Consider the following 20575-nt stretch of genomic DNA (forward strand, 5'->3'; position numbering starts at 1 on the left):
TCACTCCTCGCCCGTAAGATCCATGTCTTCGTTGTTCTCGGCGTTGTCTGCTGCTGTGTCCTTGGAACCGTAGCGTTCCTGGTAGTAGCCAATCAGGAAAAGGCCCTGCTCCTCAGCGGAAAGTTGTTGAGGAAATCCATCTGCAAAGCTGGCCGTTAGCAGTCCGATGTCCCGCTCCAGCGACGAAGCAAGCCTTCTGGCATGCTCAGTATCCTTGACCCAATCTGCAGCCGAATGCCCGTTGCGCAGCCGCTTAATATGATGATTTCGGGCATTGCGGATCAGGTGATGCAAAACCCGCCCTGGAGTTGCGGATGCCGCACCGAGGAATTTATCGGCCACTGTCACATTGAGTTCACCACCGAGCGCAGCGCTCTGCGCTCGCTCTATAAGCGCGAAGAGCCGGCCGAGACGTCTGGCGGGGCTTGGATCGTCGGGATCGAAGCGCATCAGATATTCCTCCATGGGGCTTCCATCAGCGGAAAGGGGAAGGCGTTTGTCGAAACGCAGAATGCGCGTTATGACAGCCTTGATAAGTGCCGCTCGCATATGGTCGAGGACGCCGTCACTGCGCACGCGCATAAGAAGAAGCGACAGCAATGATGATGGGAATTTGCTGCCGGTAAGAATTGCGCGCAGCAGTTCACCTGCAAGAAGCGGGGAGATTCTGTCTGGATCGAACTGAAGCTTTCCGGATTTGCTATCGCGCGATGCCGGCGCCGTACGCAGTTCACATCGTCGGATAGACGGCAATGAGGTGTTCGACGGAGACGGCTCTAACAAAATATCCTGGTAATAGTCCTGCATATTCTCCGCCAGCCGGCCGAAATCGTCCTCGAACCAGAAGCGAATGGACAGGCGCGCCGCGTTGGGAGCAAGGCCCAGCACATAGAAGCGTACGCTTGTGGCCAGGCGTGGTGCGATCTCCCTGAGCGGGACGCCCCTTCGCATGCGTTTCAGGATCGTGCCGACCTTCTGCGCTTCGCTTTCCTCGTCCACCTCGCTGAACATGGCAAGGACAAGGCTTTCCGCTTCCTTCGCCGTATCGTCATCCGGTGCTACAGCCCAGAAAACCGTCGAGGTGTCACCGATCTGCAGCCGATGATTGCTGCTTGCGAGAAGTGCGTTGAGAGCTGCTGTGTATTTGAACGCGGCGAACTCGGAGACCGGTGAATTGTCGCCCTGGCTGTGGCCATAGGAGGTAAAGGCGTCGAGGTTGAACGATACGATGGAGGCGCCAGAGGATTGCGCTCCCCATACGCCCTTAATCGCGGGATGCAGCCGTGCGACCGGACCGCGCACGCCGGAAACGAGACAGACCTGCGGCCGTCCCTCATTTGACGAGGCGATCTGCGCCCACAGCTCCTTCGCTGCCGGCCGGTCATGCAAATAGCAATTCTGCCGCCGCTCGCTTTCAAGAGCGAAGACGACGTTCTGGTCCTTCATATCGTCGGGCCAAAGCGGTTCTGTAAACTTGTCGGGGGTCCAGCTCTCGAGGAACAGGCGAAGGGCTTTAAGGCCGGTGTCAGCGGTTGTTTCGAGAGTTTCAAGATGACGCTGCTTGAAGGCGGCGTGTTCGTCAGCCACGCGCTTTCCTTCTCCGGCGGTGACACCCAATACATAGGATGTCTTGTCCCATAGAAAATTCGGAGTGATTGCTACAGTCCGCTTTACCGGTTGCGGAACCTCCATCATGCGAGATGTTTTCCTCTTTCCCTCGCCGCTGCGAAGGTCGGTGACGCTTGCCACGCTGCCATCCTCGTTGAGAGAGATGACGAAGCCGATCCTTTCCGAAGAAAAGCCGAAAGGCGGAACCATCCCCAGCCGGTCGAGCCGGTCATAGGCCTGGACGAGGGCGGCAAGAATGCTCATCTGAGAATCTCCGCTGATCCTGGCGCAGGCACCCGCATGACGCCATCCACAAGCCGCGCGCGGAAGAAGAGAGAGGGACGGTCCTCCGCCTGATGGTCGATATCCCACAGCATGAAGCCCAGATCTCTGGGATGGCCAAAGCCGAGCTCAGCGCTTTCCTCTTCAGCCTGCGGCAGAGGTGCATCGGGCGGCAGAAGCGAAAAGCTGGCATCAAACTCGCGCGTGCCCAGACAGGGCTGGTGAAAGCATTGCCCGCGCCCGGCACGGCGGTTAAAAATATCCAGATGCTTGCCTTCGTTATCGTCTGAGCCAGCTCTTTCTCGGACAATTTCGAAATGCGCCTCAATGACATAGGAGACATCAACGAGTACCGTTGCCGCGCGCTGCTGGCGGTTTTCCTCGACGAGCAGGTGCAGCCCCTCCAGACTGCCGCGCCTCATCGCCGTTTTCGCCTTCGTCGCGGGTACTTTCCCGCCCACCTCGTTGCGCCGGATTGATTGGAAGCGGATCGGTTTCAGGACATGGATGGCGTCAATGACCCAGCGGATGGCCGGCTTCCAGTGGATTGCCTCGAGAATCCCGCGCGCCGCGGAAGGTGTCATCACATCATAGGAGACGCGCTCGACCTTCATCTCCGGACGTGTGAAACACGCGTATTTGCCTGAAACCTGCAGGCGAATTCCGTATGCCAATGTTGCCCCCGATCCTTGAGCGATTTGATCATCCAGACAGCGGCACTTCCGTCCGCGGTGTGTTTACCTCCGCTTTCCGTTCGATAAATTTGGGTAGCTTGTTATAACCGATACGAGGATCGTTAGCGCGCAGGGTAACGATAAATTCCATTCTCTTGCTGCGCACTTCGGAGGCGGAAGCAGTCGGGGCCTCCCATAATATTTCTCGTGTCACAGTCATTTTTCTCCGCACGTCACGGGTTGGAAAATCCGCCTCTATGGCTGTCTTGTCGGGGCTGCCGAAATGGAATCAGTCAGGTCGTTCCCCACGTAAACCTTGCCGTTTGGCCAGATAACTTTGTATATGACTTTCATCTTTGGCATTGACTCACACCATCCATTGCTCCAGCCCCAGATACTCCGCATCCTCCCACAGCAGCCCTACCTCCCGGCAATAGAGGCTCGGCGTCCATAGAACGGCGAACTGCTCTCCGCGTTTATCAGGATGGGCGAACGTCACATGCCCGCAGTCGATAAGCCGTTTGCGCGCCTTGGGCGGCACCTGCACCGTGTAGCGCTGCAAGCCGCGGGCGATTGCCCCTGAGGGGATGTTTTCGATGGCAAGGTTATCGACCAGCGCACGTGCTTCATGTTCGAAAGGCACGATCACAGGCTCCATGCCGCTCTCGATCATGCGGAATTTTTCCGCCACGGTGCGATAGGCGAAATTCGTCTGGCCGCTGCCCACACAGAAATCTGCGATAATCTTCTCCTTGTCGAGTCTATCCTTCCCGAAGCGCCAGTAGACCTCCCCGAAGAAGTCCTCCATCGCTCCGAGCGAGAGCAGATCGTTATGTTTGTTCATTATCCGCTGCATATCGCCGCACAGGCCCCTGATCTCGTTTGGCGGGGGGGTATCGGGTGCAGAAAAGATTGTGACGATGCTTGTCTCCCGATCCCGCCTGCCCTCCCTGTTGCATCTGCCAGCGGCTTGCATGATCTGATCGAGGCCGGCTTCCGCCCGCCATACGCGGGGAAAATCAAGGTCCACGCCCGCCTCTACGAGCGACGTGGCGATCAGCACGCAGGGCAGATCATTCTCGAGGCGCTGTCGTACGCTGTTTAATATTTCACGCCGATGCGCTGCATATTGGCGTGTCGTCAAATGGACGAGCCCTTCCAATCCTGCTTCCTTCGCCGCCCTGTAGAGCGCGAGTGCATGGCCCCGGCTGTTGACGATGACGAGGCCCTGCCGCTCTTGGGCCAAAGCCGCGATCAGCGCTTCGTCGTCCATGTCGCCGGCATGATGAAGATGTACTCGTGCCAGCACCTTCGCCAGCACTTCCGGCTCAGGCGCAAGTTCGCGGCCTTCAAGCGGCAGGCCCAGAGGATGGCCAAGCGTGAAACGGCGTGCGTCGAGGGCCGGCTGCGTGGCCGTGCACAGGACGATGGTGCAGCCATAGTTTTCGGCGAGCTCGCGCAGCGCCCACACCGCCGGAATGAGCAGCGGGCGCGGCAGTGTCTGCGCCTCATCGAGAATGATGACGCTGTTCGCGATGTTGTGCAGCTTCCGGCAACGTGACGCTCTCGCCGCGAAAAGACTCTCGAAGAACTGCACATTTGTGGTGACGACCACCGGCGCAGCCCAGTCTTCCATGGCAAGCTTGAGCTTGTCCTTGCCTTCGCGGGCCTCCTTGGGATCGAACTGTTCCTCGATGGCTGAATGGTGCTCGAGCACGATTTCGCTTCCCAAAACGTCACGGAATATCGTGGCGGTCTGATCGATGATGGCAGTGAACGGTATCGTGTAGATGATCCGCCTGTGCCCGTGCGACTTCGCATGGTCGAGCGCAAAGCCCAGGGAGGCGAGTGTCTTGCCTCCGCCGGTGGGCACGGTGAGGGTGAAAAGCCCCGGTGCTTCGGAAGCGCGCGAGCGCACATGAGCAAGAATCTCGCCGCGAATGCGGTTGACCTTCGTGTCCGCCTTGGGCATGGCGGCGATGTACCGGTCGAACCTGTCTATCAGATCGGGCAGGATCGACGGCAATTCGGGCCAGGATCGATCAACCTGCCAGTCTTCAATCCTCGCGTAGAAGGCCTCGGTGTCCTTGTAATCGGCGTCCACCAGACAGGAGAAGATCATCCGTCCCAGGAAGGCGAGCTGAAACGGCATTCTGTTTCTGTCGCTGAGAACGCGGACGAAATCCGGAAGAAGGCCCGTCGCGTCGGCGGATATCTCGGATTGCCAGGTCGTGTCGAGGGAAGCGGGATCGAAGCCCTTCAGGCGCTCGGCCAAGGTGGAGAGCGCCTCGCCCTCCCGGTCGGGCAGACCGGCGTGATGGCCGGCGATGACATAGGCGAGAAGATCCGCGACGATCCGGTCTTTGCCTTCGGCCATTTGCAAAATGGTGGCGGCACCGGCCGTGGAGTGGTCGACCCTCAGCTTTGCGCCCCTGATATAGGCCTGGAAATCCGGGTTGTATTTGCCCAGATCGTGCAGCAGCCCGGCCAGGCGCGCCGCCTTTCCGGCGCCGAATCTGCCGGCAAAGTGCAGCGCAAGGAGCGAAACACTCTCAAGGTGCTCGCTCAAAAGTTGCCATCGGGATTGCGGCTGCCCCTCAGCCGAATGCGCGTAAAACGATACCCTCTCCCCCACCAATGCAACCTTCGAATCTCACGCATGGTCCTGTCAAGAGGTGCCAGCGTGCGGCAGGACTTCTTCTTCAGGCGATGTTTATCTTTGTCATATGGCGCAGAGTGCGTGGCTTAGCGTTGAATGAATCGTAAGCGCAGCCTCGGGCAGAAAGTGTGGGTGAAAGCCAGGAGAGTGACGGACAACGCCTTCATCGTGATTTTCCGCCGCCGGTTTTCGCCCGAAAGACGCCGTGGGTCACCCACATTGGTCTTTTGCTTTCCAAAGCCTGTCATTCCGTGTTGAAAGTCTTTTCATGCTGCTATAAGACCTCGCAGCCTGTTGCAGGTTACATCTGCTGGTTGGGGAGGACGCCATGTCTAACGACGCCCTCTTCCAATTGGGGATGGGCCCAGTCAATCTGGATGCCACCCAAACGGAAGAAACTGTTGCATTGCGCGCTTTGGAGCGCTGCATGAATGTGCGTCTTGCCGTTTGTCAGGACGAACGAGACGGTTCGGCTGTCTCCGTGGCCATTATGTTCTGTACAGGAACACCGCTAGCAGCGTGAAAGGCCGGTTTCCGGCATGGGGCAGGTAGCACGTTCCCTACGTGATAGCAGGTACTCCTGAGAAATCGCCGCCGCGCCGGCTTGGAATGCCGCAACAGTTCATTCTTCAATTCTGGTTCCCGGAGACGGGCGCGACTTCAACCTTATAGGCAGGCAGGAAAGAACTTGGACATCCAGACGCCATATTATCTGATCGACAAGAGCACCCTGCTGCGAAACATGCAGGTGATGGACCAGGTGCGCGAGCGCTCGGGAGCAAAGGTCCTTCTTGCGCTCAAATGCTTCGCGACATGGTCCGTCTTCGACCTTATGCGAGAGCATATGGACGGCACGACCTCATCCTCCCTTTATGAGGTCAGGCTCGGCCGCGAGAAGTTCGGAGGCGAGACCCACGCTTACAGCGTCGCCTATGCCGATCACGAGATCGATGAGGTTGTATCGAATGCCGACAAGATCATCTTCAATTCGATCCAGCAGCTTGAACGGTTCGCTGGCCGCTGCGGCGGACTTGGCAGGGGGCTGCGGCTCAATCCGGGAATAAGCTCTTCAAGTTTCGACCTTGCCGACCCGGCGCGCCCTTTCAGCCGGCTCGGTGAGTGGGACGCCGGGAAGGCAGCATCCATCATCGACAAGGTCGACGGCTTCATGATCCATTACAACTGCGAGAACGCTGATTTTGAATTGTTCAACCAACTGCTAGGACGGATCGAGGAAGAGTTCGGTGCGCTGTTCGAGAAGGTCGAATGGATCAGTCTTGGCGGCGGGATCCATTTCACTGCGGAAAATTATCCGCTGGCCGCCTTCTGTGACCGCCTTAAGGCCTTTGCGGCCAAATATGGGGTTCAAATCTATCTGGAGCCGGGCGAGGCAGCCATCACCCAAAGCACAACGCTTGAAGTGACGGTGCTCGACACGCTCTTCAACGGCAAGCACATTGCCATTGTGGACAGTTCTGTCGAGGCGCACATGCTCGACCTCCTGATCTATCGGGAGAGCGCCACGGTCATGCCTGATGAAGGCGACCGGCGCTACATGATCTGCGGAAAGTCGTGCCTTGCAGGTGATATCTTCGGCGAGTTCGCCTTCGACCATGAATTAAGGCCGGGAGACCGCATCTCCATTCAGGATGCGGCCGGGTACACCATGGTCAAGAAAAACTGGTTCAATGGCGTTCACATGCCGTCGATCGTCATACGCGAACTCGATGGAAGCCTGCGCCTGATCCGCAAGTTCACCTTCGAGGACTACATGTCGAGCCTCTCCTGAGGCTTGCCCCATAGTTGCGCATACAAAGGAGCTCCTGCCCAGTGAAAAAGAATGTCCTGATCATCGGTGCCGGTGGCGTGGGCCACGTAGTGGCCCACAAATGTGCCCAGAACAATGACGTGCTGGGCGACATACACATTGCTTCACGGACGCTGGAGAAATGCCAGGAAATCGTCAACTCCGTCATGGAGAAGAAGAACCTGAAGAAGGCGGCCAAGCTGGAGGCACATGCCCTCGACGCGCTGGATGTGGAAGCAACGAAAGCGCTGATCGAAAGAACAGGGGCGCAGATCGTCATCAATGTCGGATCCGCATTCCTCAACATGTCGGTCATGTCTGCCTGCATCGAAACCGGCACCGCCTATATCGACACGGCGATTCACGAGGACCCGCTGAAAATCTGCGAGACGCCCCCATGGTACGGGAACTATGAGTGGAAGCGCCGGGAAGAGTGCGAGAAGGCAGGCGTAACCGTCATTCTCGGCGCCGGTTTCGATCCCGGCGTGGTCAACGCCTATGCCAGGCTTGCAAAGGACGAATATTTCGACCGCATCGATTCCATCGACATCGTTGACGTAAATGCCGGTGATCATGGCCGCTATTTTGCCACCAATTTCGACCCGGAGATCAACTTCCGCGAATTCACCGGGCAGGTTTGGTCATGGCAGAACAAGCAATGGACCTCGAACAAGATGTTCGAAATCCGTAAGGAATGGGACCTGCCTGTAGTCGGCACGCGTACCACCTACATGACGGGTCACGACGAGATCCACTCCCTGTCGCGGAACCTGGACGTGCCGGACATTCGTTTCTGGATGGGCTTTGGTGATCATTACATCAACGTCTTCAACGTCCTGAAGAATCTCGGCCTGCTGTCGGAGCAGCCGATCAAAACCGCCGAGGGACAGGAGGTTGTGCCGCTCAAGGTGGTGAAGGCGGTGCTGCCCGATCCTTCCTCACTCGCCCCAGGCTACAAGGGAAAGACCTGCATCGGTGACGTGGTGAAGGGTGTAAAGGACGGCAGGGAGCGCGAGGTCTTCATCTACAACATCGCCGACCATGAAGAGGCGTTCAGGGAGGTCGGCAGCCAAGCCATTTCCTATACGGCCGGCGTGCCGGCGGCCGCCGCTGCGATGCTCATCGCCAGAGGCGACTGGGATGTCAAGAAGATGGCCAATGTCGAGGAACTGGCTCCGCGTCCCTTCCTTGCGCTGCTCAACGGGATGGGGCTGCCTACCCGGATCAAGGATGAAGATGGAGACCGGGCTATGACCTTCGCCGAATTCGAGGCGATGGAGCCATTCGCTTCGTCTTGAAGCTGAACGGAGCTTGAGCATTCTGACGCCGTGCGTCTTGCTGGACGCACGGCTTTTTTAATCTACCAATTTACTTCTTGTAAGTAGGCTAGAGCAGGATGAATTTGGGTTTGAGCGTATCAAGCTTTGCAAAGTGGTTTTGCATTTCTCAGGCGGATATCCGAGTTGAGTGACAATCAGCCAGGCTCATCGGCTCCTTGACAAGACCGCACAGCGTGAAGGATACGCAATGCGGCGCAGCCAGTTGAGTAAGCTGGCGAAAATTCCATCTCCGCCATTATGCGAAACCTCTCCGCAAACGCTCTCGTCAGGCAAAGCGCAGATGGTCGCCATCTCTGCCTGACCAAGACGAATACTTTAGCCGTTTCTCCGGGCTATTCACAGGTCTACGTAAAGCTCCGGGGTGGTCATTGAATGGCCAAATGCCGTCGCCTATATAGTAGTTATGTGCATGGAAACCTTTGTCAGGATATCGAGGCTCGCCGGTAACGGCCGCTGCTCCACCCGGAGCGGCGGGTTGTCGAACCCTGAACACCGCGCCTAATCCCGCGCTCCGGGTCTGCACAAAAAAATGCGGTTCATTAATCGCGGCGCCGGAAGCGTCGCGTCAATGGAGCGTATAGATGCGACATGTCCACCCCCCAAAAGTTTGCACCTCGTGCCGCCGCCTCCTTCCGCGCGCTGCAAGCCGCTGTCCTTGGTGCAAGGCCCCGGGCATTCCTGAACGTGAGGGCCCGGCATTACATAGCCGGCGAAGACCTTCTGGAACACAACGTCATGCAGCAATATTTTGGGAAGGAGGTGAACTTTGAGCGAAAATCTTCTTGAGAACTCTGTATCGGAGCATTCATCCGATATTGTATATGAGCAATATGGTACCCTGCCGTGGCGGGTAAACCGCCATGGAGATATCGAAATCCTTCTCATCACGTCGCGTCAGCACAAGCGGTGGATCGTCCCCAAAGGTTGGCTGGTCAGCGGGAGGTCGCAATTCCTGTCCGCCGCGCTTGAGGCATTCCAGGAAGCAGGCGTGATCGGGGAGGTCTATCCTCATCCCATTGGCGATTACAAATATACAAAGGCATGGGACGACGGCACATTCCAGAACCGTCGTGTCACCCTGTTCAGCCTGCATGTCCGCGGAACGTTGATAAACTGGCCCGAGCGAGCCGACCGCAAGAGACGCTGGGTCACGTTCGAGGAGGCTCTACAGTTGATTGCAGAACCAGACCTCGTCCGTCTCTTGCAAAAGATTCGATCCAATACCGGAATTCTGACCGAGCTTGACCGGAATCATCCGGCAATGCTCGTCTCGAACAATATGCATGATCCGAGCTAAAGGAAGGTTGCGGTGCTCTCCTCGACATTTCTCGCCTTACGTACGCAAGGGATCTGCGCCGAGCGGCTCCGCCATGCATGCATCGCTCATTTCCAGTCAAAATGCTTCGATGAGGAGGCAAGGCAGCAGTTTTGGGAGGAGCTTGTCCTTGCACGCCGCGCGTATCGCAAAGTCACCGAGGAAAATCTTGAGCGGATCCTGGCGGGAGCCGCATGAAAATACGGTGTTCCGGCTTCGAAAACCATCATCGGCTTTCGAAGCCGGAAAGGCTCAGCTTGTAAAAAAGTTCTGGGTGCCGTGCGCCTCGATTGCCTCGGCGAGACGGCCGAGCGCATGTACGTAGGCAGCAGTGCGCATGGTGATCTCCCGCTCACGTGAGATGTTCCATACCGCCCGTCCCTCGCGTTCCATGATTGTCTTCAGGCGCTCGTGGATCTCTTCAACATCCCAGTAGTAGCCCTGCTTGTTCTGGACCCATTCGAAGTAGGAGACAGTCACCCCGCCGGCATTCGCAAGAATGTCGGGCAGGACCACAATGCCATTGCGCGCCAGAATCGCGTCTGCTTCGGGCGTCACCGGACCATTAGCAAGTTCCAGCACGAGCTTTGCCTTGACGGACGATGCGTTTTGGCAGTCTATCATGTTCTCCAGCGCCGCCGGCACGAGCAGGTCGCAATCAACGCCTACAAGATCTTTCGGGTCCAAAAGCTCATGCCCTCCCTGCCCTGCTGTCGAGGCAACCGACTGGCCCTTCGCCTTGGCTTCAAGCAGCAGATCGATATGAAGCCCCGCCTTCGAACCGACGGCACCTTCCGAATCGGAGACAGCCACGATCTTGTGGCCGTCTGCGCCAAGTAGGCTGGCAATATTCTGGCCGGCATTTCCGAAGCCCTGGACGGCTATGCGCATCGTCTGGCCCAGCCCAAGATCCTCCGCCAGGTGGCGCACCAGGTAGTAGCCGCCTCGCGCCGTTGCATCGCCGCGTCCTAGCGAGCCCCCGAGCGCGATCGGCTTGCCGGTGATGACGGCGGGCTCTGCTTGTCCCTTGATCTGCGCGTACTCGTCCGCCATCCAGCCCATGATCATGGAATTGGTGTATAGGTCCGGAGCGGGAATATCGCGGTCAGGGCCGATGATGCGCGCGAAAGCCTGAATGTAGGCTCTAGAGAGGCGCTCCAACTCGGCTTTAGACAGCTTGCGCGGGTCCACCTGCACGGCACCCTTACCACCGCCATAAGGCAAGTTCATCACCGCGCACTTGAAGGTCATCCAGAAGGCCAGCGTCTCAACCTCGTCAGCGGTCGAATCTGGATGAAAGCGAATGCCGCCCTTTGTCGGCCCTCGAGTGTCATCATAGCGGCAACGCCACGCAAGGAATGACTTGCGCGACCCGTCGTCCATGCGGATCATCAGGCGCACCTTGGTAGTCTCACGCGGGAATTTCAGTTTCTCAATCACGTCCTGGTCGATGTTCAGATGGGATGCCGCCTCATCGAGACGAACGAGAGCGTGATCGAGCAAACCGTCTACAGTCATCGTGGCTCCTGAGTATTGAGATCCATTCGCGCCACCTCATAAAAGGCGAGAACGCATGCTGCAACAGGAAGTCAATAATACTGACCTATTTTTTCGGAGGACAGCTAGAGGCCGAATTCCTCCGCACAGCCTCCGGAGCTCATGCGATATCTGCCTGCAATTGGAGGGCGCCCGGGTTCTTCAAGGATCGTTATGCCGGTGTCAAGAACTTGATGAGCAGCCATTATCCTGCGCCAATCGGTCGCGGAACCATTGATCTATTTTTAAGGACGGTGTGATGACCGGCTGTCACTCCTTAAAATCATCCACACTGACGGGCCCTGCATTCGTGTCGATGTAGCGTCGGTGGAAGCGCCGGCCTAGACGCGTCAGTATCTCATAGCCGATCGTGCCTGCAGCCCTGGCAACATCGTCCACCTTCTGCTCTTCACAGATCAGGTCGACCATGTCTCCCTCCCGCGGTTGACGCGCTCCATCGGTAATGTCGAGGATGATGCTGTCCATAGAAACACGACCGGCAAAGGGCAGTCGCACGCCTTGGTAAAAAGCCGCAGCCGCGGCGTTGCGTGGCCACCCGTCCGCGTATCCAAGCGAGATGGTTGCCAGGCGCGAAGCCCGTTGGGTCATTGCCGCCTGGCCGTATCCGATTGCCGTGTCTTCTGGTATGTCGCGGATCTGAATCACGCGGGCGCTGAGACGTATGACCGGCCTCATCGGGTTTTCGCATGACGAAGTGGGGTTGATTCCATAGAGCGCCGCCCCGGGACGGGCAACTTCATAATGGTATGGTGCGCCCAGGAAAATCCCCGAAGAGTTGGCAAGCGAAGCCGGAGCGGCAGGTAACACCGCACGCAGGCGCTCGAAGTTTTTCCGCTGAGCTTCATTTGCCGGATGGCCCGGCTCGTCCGCACAAGCAAGATGGCTCATCACGAGTTCGATGGAAAGGCCATCAAGCAAAGACGGATCGTTCCAAATCTTCTCAGCATCGGATGGCGCTAATCCCAATCGCGACATTCCGCTGTCAACCTGAAGAGCGACAGGCAGGAAGCACCCGGCCGCGCGGGCCCTTTCCTGCCAGGCTGCAAGTTCTCCCAAGGTGTTCACCACCGGGATTAACCTGGCGGCGATAAAGTCTCCTTCCATGCCTTGCGGCGTCCCATTTAAGACAAATATTCGGGAGCCGGCGGAAAGCGCTTTGCGCAGCGCAACACCTTCATCCAGAAGAGCAACGAAAAAGCTTCTGCAGCCGGCCGCCTCCAGCGCCGCTGCTACCCTGCAGGCGCCGAGTCCGTAAGCATCTGCCTTGACGACTGCCCCGCACGCAGCTTCCCCGAGTCTTGCTGACAGGAGCCGCCAATTCTCCACGATCGCCTCAAGATCGATGGTAAGGATTGCCCCAGCTCTTTCCTGCGGCACCATCATCCTTGATACCGGCTGGGCCCCAGTTCGCAGATGTCGATCTCTGGCTGCTGGCCCGAAATCACGTCGGCAAGAACCCGGCCCGAACCGCATGCCATGGTCCATCCAAGGGTACCATGCCCCGTATTAAGATACAGTCCTTCGGGATTGGCCCGGCCAACAACGGGAGGACCATCCGGAGTCATCGGCCTCAGACCGCACCAGAACTCCGCCTTGTCCATCTGTCCGCCGCCATTGAAAAGGTCGGTTACAGAGTATTCCAGCGGAGCACGGCGCTCTGGCCGCAGTGAAAGATCATATCCGGCAATCTCAGCCGTGCCGCCGACGCGGATCCGCGATCCAAGCCTCGTAATGGCGATCTTGTAGGTCTCGTCCATGACCGTGGAAACCGGGGCGGCCGCATGATCGGCAATCGGCAACGTCAGGGAGTATCCTTTCACTGGATAAACCGGGATGCGAATGCCCAAAGGACGCAGCAATCTTGGCGAGTAGCTACCAAGCGCCACTACGACAGCATCGGCGTTAACAACACCTTCGCTCGTTGCCACACCCGTTACCTTCCGCCCGTCATGCAGAATGTGCGACACCTTTATGCCATAACGGAAATTGGCCATTGTGGAAGCGATCTTGGCCAGCCCTTCAGTAAACAAGCGGCAATCGCCAGTCTCGTCACCGGGAAGGCGCAGCCCGCCGACGAACTTTCCCGGAACGCGCGCAAGCGCCGGCTCTGCCGTTGCGCAACCCTTCCGGTCGAGAATCTGGTGGGGAACGCCGAACTGCTTGAGCACCTCCACATCGCTCCCAATGCCATCAAGCTGTTTCTGCGTGCGGAAGAGTTGTAATGTTCCCCGGCTTCGTTCGTCGTAAACTAGGCCGGTTTCGGCACGCAAACTGCGCAGGCAGTCGCGGCTGTATTCGGCGATCGGCACCATGCGTGCCTTGTTGACTGCGTAGCGGGCCGACGTGCAGTTGCGCAACATCTGCAACAGCCAGAGCCACATTTCAGGATCTAGACGCGGTCGGATGGCGAGAGGCCCGTGCTTCATCAGCAGCCATTTTACCGCCTTGAACGGGACTCCTGGTCCTGCCCAGGGTGATGAATAGCCGGGCGAAATCTGCCCGGCGTTTGCGTAGCTCGTCTCGAGTGCAGGTCCGGGCTGGCGCTCCAGAACGGTGACCTCATGACCAGCTTTGGCGAGATAGTATGCGGAGGTTACGCCGATGACGCCTCCGCCAAGGATCAGTACTCTCATCGCAGCACCCACCTCAAAACGTCGACGGCGAGGTGGCAGGATATCGGCCGTACCGGCCAGGCATACCGCGGCGATACTGGCAGCGCCGGCATTCTCCTGACGCAGAAGCAGGAGCTAGCACTCTGCTGTCATCCTCCCCCCAGCGCATCGTATTAAAAAGCTGCAAATCTCCGGCTGCCGCTTGGCAGCGTGCAAATTTTCTCTTCATCGTATATCTCCACCGGGTCAACGGTGGCGGACCCGGAAATCAGAACCGATACTAGTGTGGTTTTGGATTTCCGGCCCCCGGTCGACGGCCTTGCAGCCGCGCCAGGGCTAGATGAATGCGAGGAGACTTCCCGCGTGATTAAGAAATCTCACGCGGCTCCTTGATATGCATCGATGGAAACGCTCTTTGAACACCAAATTCAAACCATCGAAGGGAAATCAGCGCTGTAGACAATATCATCTTTGCCGTGGGTTGCAAGATTATGGCTGCACAAGCACCAGTGGTTCGCGCAATCAGTTCGCTGCCTAACGCCGCTATGCACACCTTGAACCGCATTGCAGCATGGAGACTGCGACGAAGTGCAGCGTCGTCGTTTGACGCGCTTCCACTTACATCATTGTCGCGTTAGTGCCGGCAAAGCGATAGATGTGGGCGGGCGCCTTGAATTTCAGGGTTTGACCGCAGATGACAATCAATGGGAAAAGCCCGCTTTCCCGGGCAGCAATGGAGCCTCCCAAATCGGTCCAGTTTCTGCTATGGTCGAGGGAGAATGATCGGGATCGGATAATGCGGGACTTTATCATCCGTAACAAGCTGGTTTTTCGCGCAGGCCGCCTGATGGCAGGCGGCTAACCCCTGGCACGGCGTCAAGGAGACGCACGCCAGAGCCAGGGGGCAACTCCTTTAAATGTAAAGCGGATCTAACCCATTACATTCTATGCGGCGTCACGGTGTGGCGGAGAAGTGTCATGTCCAGCACCCCTCGTTGTCATCTGACGGCGAAGGATTTCAGTATCCTCGAAGATATCCAGCAGCGTGGCCTCAACAACGATGAAGCGTTTCTTCGTCTGTTGCGCCAGAAATTGGAGAGCGCGGCCATACAGGACGACATTGGGGCGGATGTCGCGACCATCAATAGTGTTGTCGACTTCTCGGTCGACGCTCGGACGAATGAGCGTCGCACCCTTACCTATGAAGGTGGGGATGCTGGAACCGGCGTGACGTTGCCGATTACGACACTCTGGGGGCTCGCCTTGTTCGGCCTGACTGCAGGTAAGGAAATCGCCATAGAGCGGCATGACGGCACGCGTGAGAAAATCCGGCTCAACGCGGTCTTTTTTCAGCCAGAAGGGGGACAGGGGCAGATGTCTCCGGCCAATCTCACCGGCCATTATACGAATGTCATCAGCTTTACGCCCCGCGAAAAAAGCCACACGCGACTACCCCTCAACGCACCATTCGAGCCAGATGACGATGACCCTGGCCCGCACGCTGCATAGGCCCGAGGAAATTTGCGCTTTCGATGACCGAGATCGCAGCGACCCCTATATTGGTCGCAGAGCTCACTGGATGAGGCGGGTGCAAGCTGGCGATTGCTAAACACAGCGACACCGCCTTGACCACTTGTGTTGTATACGGAGATGGATGAAGAACGTGTTTCAGAAGCACTGGCAGGAGTTGATCAAACCAAACAAGCCCGAAATTCGAAGCGACAACAACAGCACGACGCTGATTGTCGAGCCGCTCGAGCGTGGCTTCGGTTTCACTCTTGGGCATGCCTTGCGCCGCATACTCCTGTCCTCACTTGACGGGGCTGCAGTGACGTCCTTGCGGCTTCAAGGCGGTCCTCTGAGCCTTGCGTCCCCGAAGGATCGGAATGAGGCGGTGACCGACCTGATCCTCAACATCAAGGATATCGCGCTTCGTATGGAAGCAGACATGCCTCCCACCCAGGTCACTTTGCGTAAGGAGGGACCGGGGACGGTTCTGGCCGGCGATCTTCAAACGGCTGCAGGAATTGAAGTCGTGAACCCCGAGCATCAGCTGTGCACGCTGGATGCCGGAAATGACATTGAGCTCGATCTGACGGTCGCCCACGGGACGGGTTATCGGGCCGCGGGATCCATTGTACTGGAGGAATGGAACGGCTCCGAGCCTGTATCTATCGACGCGATCTTTTCTCCGATAAGGCAGGTCAAAATTAATGTGGAAAATACCCGGCAGGGACAGGTCCTCGACTACGACCGGCTGATCATGACGGTGGTGACCGACGGCACCATCTCGGGAGAGGATGCAGTCAACCGCGCCGCGCATATTTTCCACGATCAGCTTTCCGTGTTCATCAACTTCGAGGAAGTTCAGCCGGAGATTCCTGAGCCGGAGGAGGAACTGCCGTTCAATCCCATTCTTCTGAAGAAGATGGAAGATTTCGAACTATCGGTCCGAGCCAGCAACTGCATGAAGAATGACAACATCATCTATGTCGGCGATCTTGTTACCATGACAGAGGCGCAATTGCTCCGCGTTCCGAACTTCGGTCGGAAGTCGCTCAACGAGATCAAGACACTGCTGGCCGAAATGGGGCTTCAACTTGGGATGGAACTGCCCGATTGGCCGCCTGCGGACCTGGAGGAGATGGCCGAAAAATATGCTAAGGAAGCAGATTAGTAATGCATCTGCTGGAAACTCCACTTGCCTGCGGGCAACAGGGCCATACCGATTAAGACGGTGCCTTTACGGCGCCTTGATGAGCACCTGGCGTTGTAGGCGGTGGGATATGGCAGCGGGCACATGGCAGTATGTGTGAAGACTGAAGAATGAACATTTGGCCACAATCTGGAGGCATCTCTTGCCTCGCCGGTCAGTACTGGAACGCCGGCAGGAAATGCTTGTTTCAAGGAGGAGTGCAGTGTCTGTAGCGCAGTTCTGTCCATCCTGTTCTGGTCCCAGGGACCCGTCCTTTCATATTTGCACCTGGTGCAGACGCCCCTACACTACGCCAGCCGGAGTCCCGGAGCATCTTTTTGCACCTCCCTTGAGAAGCAGATCGCACGTTTTGGAGAAGCATCAATCGAAGGCCAAGGAGCTTTACTAGGTGCCTCAGCCACGTTGCCAAGCAGTCCAGATCGCGGCACCCGTCAGCCATGTATGAGAGGACCTCGGAGAAAATCATTCCTCGCAACAGATTTGCCAGGCGGATGGCACAGCACACTTTTCTGGTTGCAGCGATAATGTTCTTCTCGATACTGATTGGTGCCGCGGGCTTCATGTTGTTTGAAGGCCGCGCGCTGGAAGATGCGGTCATCCACTCGGCCTACATCCTAAGCGGCTTCGGCCTGGTCGAGATGCCGGACAGCTTCGCAGGCAAACTGTTTGCTGGGCTTTATGGACTTTATGCAAGCCTGTTCTTCCTTGCGGCGTTCAGCATTATTTTCGCCCCCATCGTCCATCGCATCCTGCACAGGCTGCACCTCGACGTAGACGAAACCGCTGATTAGGAAAACGGTCCGCTTTCGGAGCCGAGGTTGTTAGGCCTGAGGTTCCTATAATGGTGGGCCGCTGCGCCCGGCACTGCGTCACTAATGTCGCGGCCACCAGCTTTCAGAATATGGGTCGGGCATTGACACGCGGATGGCGTCACCAAGCGCGCGCAAGGCGCTTACAGGAAGCTCAACGCTATGCCGGAGGAGGCGGTTGACACCACTTTGGAGGTTATAGACCGTATCGGACAACTCACTGCCCATATGCAAGCAACGGTCATGTCGGCCCTGTTCGCGGACGAGGCGAAGGAACTCACGCGGACAATTGCGTTGATATTCCGCGAAAAGCACTCTGCCATCCTACTAACGAAACAGAACGCGGCTTCGGTCACGGACGAGTTCGCCCGCCGCGCACAGACCACGGAATATGCGTGACAGCAGTTCAAAACCAGATTGGCGAAATCGGCCTGCCACCGGGGACGTCCTTCTGCCGCCGCTGAAAGAGGCAATGAACGTACCTGGACCGGGTACTACGAGAATAGGAGAACTTGCGGGCCGTTTCCGTATCTGACGCACGCGGTAATCTCTCGTTCAGCGGCCTGATCGGCTTGTGCGGGTAGTGTGCGGAAGGTTCTGCAATCCCGCCGCGAGGGCATCATGGCAGGCTGGTGATGTTGAAGACACCGAATCCCTTTCGAAGAACGCGGGGCGGCGCTACCGCCCTTTCCCGAATGTACGGGCGAAGATGACGGGCTAGAGAAGTTGCTACCGCCTTCGGCGGCATCGCCCACGCCGTTCCGCTCATCGCATCCTGAACGGCGTGCTGACCGCGATTTACGATGTCATTACCGGCATTGTCGATGTCAACTGAGGTCTGCTAGTAGTTCTGGCAAAATCTTCTCATGAGCTGCGGTGGCATTCATCCCTATGATCGCACTCAGCGGTTTGATCTCGCTTGCGCCCGTTCCGAACATCACTGCCAAGGTCGTCACAATCGGCTCAAATTCGTATGCCCCTTGCCTGCGATTGCTGTATGCCTCCGCCTCTAATTCATCATAGCTCGGACTTCCGATCCCCGCGCCGTCAATTTCATCGGCACACATTCGGACGACCGCTGCGTGAACAATCGTGTTCCATACGACGTTGTGAATTCGCATTGCCTTCTTTCGAGCAGCGTAACGCATTGAGGCGTAGGAAGATGCGCAGCAGTTCCAATTCAGTGAGCGCCCATTCCCCTCAAGGTAATGAAAGATGTTCCTCTTCTCCGCGAACGATTTGTGCTTTTCGATGGCGATATCGAACTCGGAAATATGTCTTCCGTAAGCATATTTTCCGCTATCTTCGGGCGGTGCAGCGTTGGGCGTGGCCCGCTTGCTTGCGTGACGCAAATTGGCGCTCGTTAGTGGCTTCTTATCCATGCCATCGCGGCCAATCGGGATCATTGTGCGAGCCGAGCAGTCTGACCGTTCTTTCGCTGAAGACGTGAAAATTGAGCTTGCGGTCGATGATCTCTTTAATGATCAGGTTGAGGTAAATCAGGACGCCAAGGGTCTTTAGGCCGCTTCGCAAGAGGATACGCGCGCCAAGCCCATCTCCCATCTGTTGCGGCGAATAGGACTGAGCCATCAGATCGTGCATCCGCCAAAGCGCCGCCTTGCGCACCACCCATACACGAAACAGCCCCTTCCATTTGTATGCGTCCGGATTGCGCGCCACCAGTCCGCAGACCGGGATGCTTGATACGAGCGAAGCCTTCCATCTTGCCAAGTTCTACTCAATCGCGTTCATCCGCCGCCTCCCCTTGCCCCGGGATGAAGACATGCGGAGCATTGGCAGCCGGACAAGCGACGCTCACTGATGTTCGGCATCGCGGCTGTGGATAACCGGAAGCGGACGCGGCCGGAGAGCCGCGCCGCGATGATAGCCGGCGCAAGGTTATCAACAATAGGGGCGATTGCCCGCGTTGGTGGCTATTCGGTGGCTATTGACGCCTGAATGCAGCAAAGCCCGGCTCGGGCCAGGCTTCTTAAGTTCATGAATTATCGAGGGATTTTTGGTTGCGGGGGCAGGATTTCATCATTACTTGCATCCAGAGCAAGCAATGATGGTTGCAGGCATGAAGAAAGAAATTTCCTCTTATTTATCAACGGTCCTCGAGACATCTCGGCGACTATCGGCCAACCCCGATAACGGGCTCTTTGCAGCGCAAGCATGATAGGTCTCTGACGTCAGGCAATTCTCATGACCTCGCGGAGGTCGCGCTCAACCGGACATGCCAGCAGGGCCATCGAAGGGGCGAGACGCGTCCAGACCAGAGAGTGGCCCTTTGATCTCGATTCGGAGAGTTTCGCGTCGAAACAGTCACCACGAAATGCCTGCTGGAATAGGCGTTGCCGCCGATAGTCTCCCTTGCGACGAACTTATTCGTCGACGCACCCATCGCTGCGTCAACCACGCGGTACCCGGCGTTTTTTTGCTTGCATATCTTCCTGCAGAACCAATCTCGACTCCGCGCTCGGCAGGAACTCAGACACAAAGAGCACGCAGCGCCTCTGGCTTAATAAGTTCCACAGTACGCACGCCTTGGAGCCGGATATAGCCCTTTTCACGGAACTTCGAGAAAACGCGCGAGACCGTCTCAATCGTCAAGCCCAGATAGTCGCCGATATCGGTGCGCGACATGGCGAGTTCGACCTGCGGAAGGCCGCCCTGACGTTCAAGTTGATCAAGCAGGAAGGCTGCGACGCGCTCGGCGGCATTCTGACGCCCGATGACGAGCAGGTGCTCCTGCGCGCGGATCAATGCCTTCAGCGCGATCGGAAGGATGCCGCGCGCGATGTCGGCACCGAGCGGTTGGCGAAAAATGCGGATCGCGGAATTGCAGATCGCCTCGGCAAAGAAATGATGGTGGCCGTCTGCCTCGAAGCCGAAGACCTCGCCTGCCACATGGAAGGCACTGATCTGCCGGCGACCATCGGAAAGTAGGCGGTAGACGCGAACCGCCCCGAACTCCACCTGGTAGAGAGCGGTGGCTCGCTCGCCCTGACCATAGATTTCCGCGTTGGACGCGTAGAGGATCACCTGATGCGGCTGCGAGGGCGCAAAGGCAGGTGGTACCAGTTGTGTCGCGGTGTGGCGAGTGACGGGAACGTCTGGATGAATTCTAGTTGAGGGAGCTTGTATGGCGTTGTGAGAGAGCATCTCGATATCTCCGATCTTGTCGGACCATCAG

18 protein-coding genes are annotated in these 20575 nt (G+C 57.5%); 9 read left to right on the forward strand and 9 right to left on the reverse strand.

Annotated features, from left to right (window positions below; all coding sequences use genetic code 11):
• The 3 genes from cas8c to cas3 form a co-directional block, all read right to left on the reverse strand.
• Complete coding sequence (gene cas8c, locus HUS57_RS09170; protein WP_173932958.1) at positions 1–1872, reverse strand: type I-C CRISPR-associated protein Cas8c/Csd1; 1872 nt, start codon at positions 1870–1872, stop codon at positions 1–3.
• On the reverse strand, positions 1869–2564 hold the full coding sequence (cas5c, locus tag HUS57_RS09175; protein WP_173932960.1) for a type I-C CRISPR-associated protein Cas5c: 696 nt from the start codon (positions 2562–2564) through the stop codon (positions 1869–1871). Before cas5c ends, cas8c begins: the two co-directional genes overlap by 4 nt.
• 367 nt (positions 2565–2931) lie before the next feature.
• Positions 2932–5133 (reverse strand): CRISPR-associated helicase Cas3', encoded by a 2202-nt coding sequence (gene cas3, locus HUS57_RS09180; protein WP_246727811.1) that lies wholly within the window; start codon positions 5131–5133, stop codon positions 2932–2934.
• 418 nt (positions 5134–5551) lie between these two features.
• On the opposite strand from cas3, the gene HUS57_RS09185 reads away from it, so the two are divergent.
• The 5 genes from HUS57_RS09185 (at position 5552) to HUS57_RS09205 (ending at position 9883) form a co-directional block, all read left to right on the forward strand.
• The gene (locus tag HUS57_RS09185) at positions 5552–5746 is read left to right on the forward strand and encodes a hypothetical protein (protein WP_173932964.1); all 195 of its coding nucleotides are present in this window, start codon (positions 5552–5554) and stop codon (positions 5744–5746) included.
• 219 nt (positions 5747–5965) lie between these two features.
• On the forward strand, positions 5966–7012 hold the full coding sequence (locus HUS57_RS09190; RefSeq protein ID WP_173933269.1) for a carboxynorspermidine decarboxylase: 1047 nt from the start codon (positions 5966–5968) through the stop codon (positions 7010–7012).
• Positions 7013–7053: 41 nt separating this feature from the next.
• The gene (locus HUS57_RS09195; protein ID WP_173932966.1) at positions 7054–8328 is read left to right on the forward strand and encodes a saccharopine dehydrogenase family protein; all 1275 of its coding nucleotides are present in this window, start codon (positions 7054–7056) and stop codon (positions 8326–8328) included.
• Positions 8329–9136: 808 nt separating this feature from the next.
• Complete coding sequence (locus HUS57_RS09200) at positions 9137–9667, forward strand: NUDIX hydrolase (RefSeq protein ID WP_173932968.1); 531 nt, start codon at positions 9137–9139, stop codon at positions 9665–9667.
• Between the two features lie 12 nt (positions 9668–9679).
• On the forward strand, positions 9680–9883 hold the full coding sequence (locus HUS57_RS09205; protein WP_173932970.1) for a hypothetical protein: 204 nt from the start codon (positions 9680–9682) through the stop codon (positions 9881–9883).
• Positions 9884–9937: 54 nt separating this feature from the next.
• On the opposite strand, the gene HUS57_RS09210 is transcribed toward HUS57_RS09205, so the two are convergent.
• The 3 genes from HUS57_RS09210 to HUS57_RS09220 all read right to left on the reverse strand — a co-directional run bounded on the left by HUS57_RS09210 (position 9938) and on the right by HUS57_RS09220 (position 13875).
• Positions 9938–11203: a Glu/Leu/Phe/Val dehydrogenase gene (locus tag HUS57_RS09210; protein ID WP_173932972.1), complete on the reverse strand. Its 1266-nt coding sequence runs from the start codon at positions 11201–11203 to the stop codon at positions 9938–9940.
• 288 nt (positions 11204–11491) lie between these two features.
• Positions 11492–12622: an alanine racemase gene (gene alr / locus HUS57_RS09215; RefSeq protein ID WP_173933272.1), complete on the reverse strand. Its 1131-nt coding sequence runs from the start codon at positions 12620–12622 to the stop codon at positions 11492–11494.
• The gene (locus tag HUS57_RS09220; RefSeq protein ID WP_173932974.1) at positions 12622–13875 is read right to left on the reverse strand and encodes a D-amino acid dehydrogenase; all 1254 of its coding nucleotides are present in this window, start codon (positions 13873–13875) and stop codon (positions 12622–12624) included. Before HUS57_RS09220 ends, alr begins: the two co-directional genes overlap by 1 nt.
• A 957-nt stretch (positions 13876–14832) precedes the next feature.
• On the opposite strand from HUS57_RS09220, the gene HUS57_RS09225 reads away from it, so the two are divergent.
• The 4 genes from HUS57_RS09225 (at position 14833) to HUS57_RS09240 (ending at position 17778) form a co-directional block, all read left to right on the forward strand.
• Complete coding sequence (locus HUS57_RS09225) at positions 14833–15363, forward strand: hypothetical protein (RefSeq protein WP_173932976.1); 531 nt, start codon at positions 14833–14835, stop codon at positions 15361–15363.
• 154 nt (positions 15364–15517) lie between these two features.
• Positions 15518–16531: a DNA-directed RNA polymerase subunit alpha gene (locus HUS57_RS09230; protein WP_173933275.1), complete on the forward strand. Its 1014-nt coding sequence runs from the start codon at positions 15518–15520 to the stop codon at positions 16529–16531.
• A gap of 530 nt (positions 16532–17061) precedes the next feature.
• On the forward strand, positions 17062–17361 hold the full coding sequence (locus HUS57_RS09235) for a hypothetical protein (RefSeq protein ID WP_173932978.1): 300 nt from the start codon (positions 17062–17064) through the stop codon (positions 17359–17361).
• Positions 17362–17541: 180 nt separating this feature from the next.
• Positions 17542–17778 carry a hypothetical protein gene (locus HUS57_RS09240; protein ID WP_173932980.1) on the forward strand — a complete coding sequence of 79 codons (237 nt, stop codon included), beginning with the start codon at positions 17542–17544 and terminating at the stop codon, positions 17776–17778.
• A gap of 428 nt (positions 17779–18206) precedes the next feature.
• On the opposite strand, the gene HUS57_RS09245 is transcribed toward HUS57_RS09240, so the two are convergent.
• The 3 genes from HUS57_RS09245 to HUS57_RS09255 form a co-directional block, all read right to left on the reverse strand.
• Positions 18207–18785, reverse strand: a complete 579-nt coding sequence (locus tag HUS57_RS09245) for a hypothetical protein (protein ID WP_173932982.1) — start codon at positions 18783–18785, stop codon at positions 18207–18209.
• Positions 18754–19110, reverse strand: coding sequence for a hypothetical protein (locus HUS57_RS09250; RefSeq protein ID WP_173932984.1), 357 nt, complete (start codon positions 19108–19110; stop codon positions 18754–18756). The genes HUS57_RS09245 and HUS57_RS09250 overlap by 32 nt, the downstream gene beginning before the upstream one ends.
• Before the next feature lie 759 nt (positions 19111–19869).
• Positions 19870–20544 carry a helix-turn-helix domain-containing protein gene (locus tag HUS57_RS09255; RefSeq protein WP_173932986.1) on the reverse strand — a complete coding sequence of 225 codons (675 nt, stop codon included), beginning with the start codon at positions 20542–20544 and terminating at the stop codon, positions 19870–19872.
• Positions 20545–20575: the final 31 nt, after the last annotated feature.

Origin of the sequence: Chelativorans sp. Marseille-P2723, assembly GCF_902809845.1 — a bacterium.
Lineage (GTDB): Bacteria > Pseudomonadota > Alphaproteobacteria > Rhizobiales > Rhizobiaceae > Chelativorans.